Raw genomic sequence first — 6,857 nt, forward strand, 5'->3', positions numbered from 1 at the left:
GCCAGCGCCGCATAATCATGTCCGGCGATAGCAGGCCAGACAGCAAGCGCGGAGAGCACCTCATTTCCGGTGTTGATTAAGCGGTGTGCGGTAAAACCTGGGATGATATGAATGGATCCGGCGAAATCGTTTTCCAGTCGCGCCTGCCCGTGCTCATTTTGCAGCAGCAAAAGTCCCTTTCCGCGCAGGCCAAAATAGACTTCGCCCTGTTCACGGCGCGCATGGAAATGCCCGCGGGTCATAAAGTATTCACCGCCGACATGTCCGGGATAAAGATGCGTCACGCCCGTATAGAGTTCGCCTTCCGCCGAAGAAGTCGCCAGCATCTCAACGTCATACACCACGTGTTCGCCCGCCAACTGTTGCCGGGCAGGCTCATCGGCAAAAACCTCAATGAGATTCTGAATGCGGGTTGATTTACGTAACAGCGGCCCTTTTGCCAACGCGCCGCTCGCCCATTCCACCTGCGGTGGCTGGATAAAAGTAAGATTCATATGCGTCTCCGGCCCGAGGAGAACAACAGAATCAGATTAGCAGATTAATCGATTAACCTTCCAGTTCCGTCCACAGAGTGCGGTGCGTATCACACTCCTTACGGTGCCAGTGCCAGAACTTCTGCCACCCACTGCTGGAACCCTGCAACATTAATTTCCAGAGCGACCTGCACGTTTGCTGGTCTGTTCATCCGCCCTTCAATATCCACCACGGTCGTCCCGGCGGTATAATCCCCCTGGGTTTCAACCGCGACAAAGCACGGCTTGACGGTAAACAGATCCGGACGCACCAGCCAGGCAATCGCGCAGAGATCGTGCATTCGCACGCCGGTGCGCATTGTCCCGCTGCGATAGTGGCTGAACAAGGCATGTAACATCTTTCCAGTGCGATTGAGGGTGGGCAGCGAGGCCAGATAATCCGGCGTCAACATCGCCTGGTTTGTGACATCCAGCCCACACATCACAATCTCAATGCCACTTTCGAATACGCGCGCTGCGGCTTCCGGATCGACGGCGATATTGAATTCAGCGTTAGGGGTGAAATTTCCCCGTCCGGCAGAACCGCCCATGATCACCAGACGGCGGATGTTGAAGGTGCACTCCGGATAGTGCATCAGCAACAGCGCAATATTCGTCAGCGGACCAATCGCCACCAGCGTGATCGGCTCCGGGGCGCTGATCAGCGCGTCACGAAGGGCGATAAACGCCGGTTTCGCTAGCGGTTGTCGGTCATGCTCGACAAAATCATAGCCTTCCATGCCGGATTCGCCGTGAACATAGGCGGCATCGCGTAGCGGACGTAACAGCGGCGTGGCGGCCCCCTGAGCGAGGGGAATGTCGGCATTCCAGAAATGCAGCAGTTGCAGGGCGTTGCGGGTGGTCTTTTCCACGGAAACATTACCGGCGACCGTAGTCATCAATTGCAGATCGAGCTGAGGGGCAAACAGCGCAGCAGCAATCGCCGCAGCATCATCAATGCCCGGATCGGTGTCGAGAATAATGGGCAGACGTTCCATAAGTGATTCTCCCTTATGCGTTTATTAGCCATTTTGCTGTTATTTAGCTTACTATATAGCCCATCACTGTGAAGGTATTTAGCCAGGAAATGCAATGAAAGTCGTGCAGACCAGTCTCTCCGAATCTGTTACTCAGCATCTTGCCGGGCGCATTCTGCGCGGCGAACTGGCAGCAGGCAGCGCGCTACCTGGCGAAAATGAACTGGCGACAGAGTACAACGTCTCGCGTACCTCGCTGCGCAATGCCCTGGCGACACTCGCCGCCAAAGGGCTTATCTCCATTCAGGCGAAAAAGCGCAGTACCGTCAATGCCCGCGATCAGTGGAGTTTACTGGATATCGATGTCCTGAACTGGCTGGCGACAGGTAAAGTCGATGCCGAACTGGTGGAACAACTGATGGTCACGCGTCTGATGTTTGAACCCAATGTCGCCACGCTTGCGGCGCTGAATGCCAATGGTCACGATCTGGCCGCGATGGAAGATGCGCTCACACTGATGCGAAGCGGTCAGTTAGAAGCTGAAAAAGCCAAATTTGAAGCCGGCGATGTGGCCTTTCACCAGGCGCTGCTCCGGGCCACACACAACCCTTTCCTGCTGGCGCTGGGCAATGCGCTTAGCGCCGCGATGGTGCTCTCATTCCGTCAGACGCTGGAAGAAGACCTGCATGAAACTAAAACGGCGGTGGATGAGCATTTTCAATTGTTTGAAGCCATTCGCCTGCGCCAGGCAGATGACGCAAGGGCATTTATGCGCAGTATTCTGCTGCATGCCGCCGGAAAAAGTATCTGGCAGGATCGTCCAGCCTGCGTTGATCACCTTCTTTGATCCTTCACTGACATAATTTCGATCTCTCTCACAGATCGTGGTGTTTTTTTGCCCTAACATTCTTGTATTACAAGATTAACTTATTTGTATTACATGAAATGAAAAAACACTGGATCGCCGTCGACTGGGGCACGACCAACTTTCGTGCATTTTTGATCAATGACCAGCAGGTTATTGCATCTGTGGCACAGCCTTGCGGTCTGCTTACCCTGTCTAAAGACGCGTTTGCCGCTACGCTTCACCAGCATCTGGCTCCCTGGCTGACTGAGCTGGGTGCGTTACCCATCGTTATGGCGGGCATGGTCGGTTCACAGCAAGGGTGGCAGGAAGTACCGTATGTCGCCGCTCCGGCGAATGCCGTTAAGCTGCGGAAAAACGCGCTTCCCCTTTCTACGCCATGGGGAAGCCCAGCGTGGATTGTGCCCGGCGTTAGCTCGGCCAGTGCCTATGGTCTTCCCGATGTTATGCGCGGTGAAGAAGTCCAGTTGCTGGGGCTCAATGCCCTTCACCCGGCTCATGAGCATCACGCTATTTTGCCGGGGACTCACAGCAAGCACGCGCTGTTGCGGAAAGGTGAAATTACTCACTTCTCCACGCTGATGACGGGCGAACTCTTTTCACTGCTCAGCCAGCATTCATTGCTGGGTCGCGCGTTACCTGAACAGCAGGATAACAGCACCGCATTTGTGGAAGGCGTGTTGACCGCCAACGCGGGCATCCCCTTCAACCATCTCATTTTTTCTGCCCGTACCCGTCGTCTGAATGGCGAAATCGCACTCAGTGCGGTTCACAGCTATCTCTCAGGGTTGTTGATTGGCTATGAGCTTTCCACGATGTCAGCAGAAAAAGAGAGCTGGGTTGTTGGCTCACCTTCCCTTTGCGAGCGCTATCTGCTCGCCGCACAGGCCCTGGACATCCCTTTACGCACTGCCGATGGCGATACCTGCTTCCTGCGGGGAATGGCCGCCTTTTATGCACAGCTTCCGGAGACACACGCATGACCCCTGAGATTTTTTTTGAACACTGGCGAGAAGAACCGCTGCCGCTGATCGCGATTCTTCGCGGCATCACGCCAAAGGATGCGGTAAGCGCCGCAGAAATTCTGATTGAAGCGGGATTCCGCTGGCTGGAAGTCCCGCTGAACAGCCCATCGGCACTGGAGTCCATCCAATTGATGCGCCAGGTTGCGGGTGACCGCGCCAGAGTGGGCGCAGGCACCGTACTGACCGTGCAACAAGTGGATGAGGTGGCGGCGGCAGGCGGCGAGCTTATCGTCTCTCCGAATGCCGATGCCGCCGTCATCCAGCGTACTCGTCATCACAACATGGTGAGTTTGCCTGGTGTCATAACGCCGACAGAGGCCTTTGCCGCACTGCATGCAGGTGCCAGCGCGCTGAAGTTTTTCCCCGCAGAGCAGTTTTCGCCTGAATTACTGAAAGCCTTTCGCGCCGTTCTGCCCCGTAACCTGGCCTGCCTGCCCGTGGGCGGGATCCGTCCGGATACGGAGCAAATGCAGCGCTACGTGCAGGCCGGAGCCAACGGTTTCGGGCTGGGTGGTGCACTTTATCAGGCTGGAATGCCGATGGATGAGCTGACGAAACGCGCCGGCGCATACCGCCAGGCATGGGAGCAGGTGCAATAACGATGAACCGCTTGCTGGCAGACAACCTGCGTTGTGTTAGCGACTACCGGGCACAGCTTGGCGAAACGCCGATCTGGTGCGATCGCAGCGCTTCTCTGTTGTGGGTCGACATTCTGGCGGGAAAACTGCTGCGCTACTGGCCGCAGGCTCAACGTACTGAAATACACGAGATGCCCGTGTTTACCAGCGCCGTGCTGTTAACCACGCTTCAGGACGTGTTCATTGCGGTAAGTCAAAGCGGGATCTGGTGTTATGACTACGTAAACCTCGCTAAAACATTACTTTCCCCATGGCCAGAAACGGAAAAAGGGAAGCGTCCCAATGAAGCGGCGATAGCGCCAGACGGATCGCTGTGGTTCAGCACGATGGATCCAAAGGCGATAGAGACCTCTGGCACGTGGTATCGGCTGGATGCCGCGGGTGGTGAAGCGAAAAAGATGCTCGGCGCACAGCAGGTGCCTAACACACTGCAATGGTACGACGACTATGTCTGGTTTGCTGATTCCCTTCGTCATCAAATTCATTGTGCGAAAGAAACGGCCAATGCACTGACCATCCAGCAGACCTACTGCGTTCCCGGCATTCCGGACGGTTCGGCGCTAACCACCGATGGCTGTTGATAAACGCTCGCTGGGGCTCGTCTTTACTGACCGTTGCGGCATTAAAGAAAACAACCATGACGCCGCTCTATGACCTGCCGCTGCCGGTATGCCAGCCCAGCAGTTGTACGTTTGGTGGACCTGAACTTTCCGATCTTTTTATTACTTCCGCACGCGATGGGCTGCTTAGTCCTGACAGTATCGACGGTGCACTTATCAGCATAAAAACCCCCTACACGGGCATGCCTGAGCGCCGCTTCAGGCTCTGACCGGGTAATAAGAAAGGTAATGTTATGACGACATCTTCTTCCCTCAACCGGCAGGCACTTACCGTCTGCTTCCTGGCCGCCCTGGCAGGTCTGCTGTTTGGTCTGGATATGGGCGTTATCGCGGGCGCGCTGCCGTTTCTCGCCCAGGAATTCCAGCTCAGCAGCCACCAACAGGAAATCGTGGTCAGCATCATGATGTTCGGTGCGGCACTAGGTGCGCTGGGCAGCGGCCCGATGTCCTCTGCGCTCGGTCGTCGTAAAAGCCTGCTGCTCGGCGCATTGCTGTTTATTATCGGCTCCGTCGGCTGCGCGTTTTCCGACAGCATGGAAGTGCTTGCCATTTCTCGCTTTATTCTCGGTCTGGCGGTGGGTGTTGCCTCTTTCACCGCGCCGTTGTACCTGTCTGAAATCGCGGCGGAAAACATCCGCGGCAGCATGATTTCACTCTATCAGTTGATGATCACCATCGGCATTCTGGCCGCGTTCATTTCTGACACGCTTTTGAGCGGAGGTGGGCACTGGCGCTGGATGCTTGGCGTAATTACCTTCCCGGCGATCATTTTGTTTATTGGCGTGCTGACGTTACCGGAAAGCCCTCGCTGGCTGGCAATGAAAGACAAGCACGCGCTGGCGGAAAAAGTACTGTGTTTGCTGCGTAACAGCCAACGCGAGGCACGCGAAGAGCTGGAGCAGATCCGCGAAAGTGTGAAGATGAAGCAGCGCGGCTGGCAGTTATTTCGCAATAACCGCCATTTCCGTCGCTCAACCGGCCTGGGAATTCTGCTGCAGTTTATGCAGCAGTTCACCGGCATGACCGTCATCATGTATTACGCGCCAAAGATTTTTGAGATTGCCGGTTTCGCTACCGTTCATGAGCAAATGTGGGGCACGGTGATCGCGGGATTGACCAACGTTTTAGCCACGTTTATCGCCATTGGTCTGGTGGATCGCTGGGGTCGTAAGCCCATCCTGAAACTGGGTTATGCCGTGATGGCGATATGCATGGGGATCCTCGGTTATATGTTCTACAGCGGGATCGCTGGCCTGACTGAACAATATGTCGCCGTTGCCGTACTGCTGATCTTTATCACCGGTTTTGCGATGAGCGCAGGCCCGCTGATCTGGGTGCTGTGCTCGGAGATCCAACCGCTTGCCGGACGTGATTTCGGCGTCACCTGTTCCACCATGGCGAACTGGATCGCCAACATGATTATCGGCGCAACGTTCCTGACGCTTATCGACACCATAGGTAGTCCGAATACCTTCTGGCTGTATGGCGTGCTCAACGTTATCTGTATCGGCCTGACCATTCTGTTTGTCCCTGAAACCAAAAATATTTCTCTGGAACATATCGAACGCAATCTGATGAGCGGCGCTGCACTTCGCGATATCGGGCAGCGTGACATCCCTCAGCCTGAAAACCGCCCTGCGGTTAACTAAGCGAGAGCACAAAAATGACAACGACTACTGAAGACAGCGTTTACCGCAAAGTTACGCGCAGACTGATCCCGTTTTTGATCCTCTGCTATTTCTTTGCCTATCTCGACCGCGTCAACGTTGGGTTCGCCAAACTGCATATGCAGGATGCGCTTAACTTCAGCGATACCGTCTACGGACTTGGCGCGGGTATCTTCTTTATCGGCTACTTTCTGTTTGAGTTGCCGAGCAACCTCCTGATGCAGCGCTTTGGCCCGCGCTTCTGGATAGCCCGTATTATGGCCACGTGGGCCATTCTTTCCGCCGCGATGATTTTTGTTACCACACCCACACAGTTCTATGTGCTGCGTTTCCTGCTCGGTGCCGCGGAAGCGGGATTCTTTCCTGGGATCGTGTTCTATTTGACGCTGTGGTTCCCGTCCTGGCGCTCGGCACGCACGCTGGGGCTGTTTATTCTGGTCACGCCTCTCTCCACCATCATCGGCAGCCCACTGTCCGGCCTTATCCTGAAACTGTTTGAAGGTGTGGACGGCCTCCATAACTGGCAGTGGCTGTTCCTGGTCGAAGCCATTCC

General features: G+C 55.4%; 7 protein-coding genes and 1 pseudogene. 6 read left to right on the plus strand and 2 right to left on the minus strand.

Going from position 1 to position 6,857, the window contains the following annotated elements; genetic code table 11:
- Together AB7E14_RS18130 and rihC are read right to left on the minus strand one after the other, a co-directional pair.
- On the minus strand, positions 1-494 hold a 494-nt coding region (locus AB7E14_RS18130; RefSeq protein WP_428169757.1), incomplete at its 3' end, for a glucose-6-phosphate isomerase family protein.
- 98 nt (positions 495-592) lie between these two features.
- Positions 593-1,510 carry a ribonucleoside hydrolase RihC gene (gene rihC / locus AB7E14_RS18135; RefSeq protein WP_044327123.1) on the minus strand — a complete coding sequence of 306 codons (918 nt, stop codon included), beginning with the start codon at positions 1,508-1,510 and terminating at the stop codon, positions 593-595.
- Positions 1,511-1,604: 94 nt separating this feature from the next.
- Between rihC and AB7E14_RS18140 the strand changes: the two genes are divergently transcribed.
- The 6 genes and pseudogenes from AB7E14_RS18140 to AB7E14_RS18165 all read left to right on the plus strand — a co-directional run.
- Positions 1,605-2,336 carry a FadR/GntR family transcriptional regulator gene (locus AB7E14_RS18140; protein WP_058587614.1) on the plus strand — a complete coding sequence of 244 codons (732 nt, stop codon included), beginning with the start codon at positions 1,605-1,607 and terminating at the stop codon, positions 2,334-2,336.
- Between the two features lie 98 nt (positions 2,337-2,434).
- A complete protein-coding gene (locus AB7E14_RS18145; RefSeq protein WP_044327121.1) occupies positions 2,435-3,337 on the plus strand; it encodes a 2-dehydro-3-deoxygalactonokinase in 903 nt (300 codons plus the stop codon).
- Complete coding sequence (locus tag AB7E14_RS18150; RefSeq protein ID WP_058587612.1) at positions 3,334-3,978, plus strand: 2-dehydro-3-deoxy-6-phosphogalactonate aldolase; 645 nt, start codon at positions 3,334-3,336, stop codon at positions 3,976-3,978. The genes AB7E14_RS18145 and AB7E14_RS18150 overlap by 4 nt, the downstream gene beginning before the upstream one ends.
- Before the next feature lie 2 nt (positions 3,979-3,980).
- A pseudogene (locus AB7E14_RS18155) lies at positions 3,981-4,846 on the plus strand (SMP-30/gluconolactonase/LRE family protein).
- A gap of 24 nt (positions 4,847-4,870) precedes the next feature.
- Positions 4,871-6,286: a sugar porter family MFS transporter gene (locus tag AB7E14_RS18160; RefSeq protein ID WP_046401620.1), complete on the plus strand. Its 1,416-nt coding sequence runs from the start codon at positions 4,871-4,873 to the stop codon at positions 6,284-6,286.
- A gap of 14 nt (positions 6,287-6,300) precedes the next feature.
- Positions 6,301-6,857, plus strand: a 557-nt coding sequence (locus AB7E14_RS18165; RefSeq protein ID WP_428169758.1) for an MFS transporter, incomplete at its 3' end; no start/stop codon positions are given.

The organism is Citrobacter sp. (assembly GCF_050252275.1).
In the GTDB taxonomy this organism is placed as follows: domain Bacteria; phylum Pseudomonadota; class Gammaproteobacteria; order Enterobacterales; family Enterobacteriaceae; genus Citrobacter_A; species Citrobacter_A amalonaticus.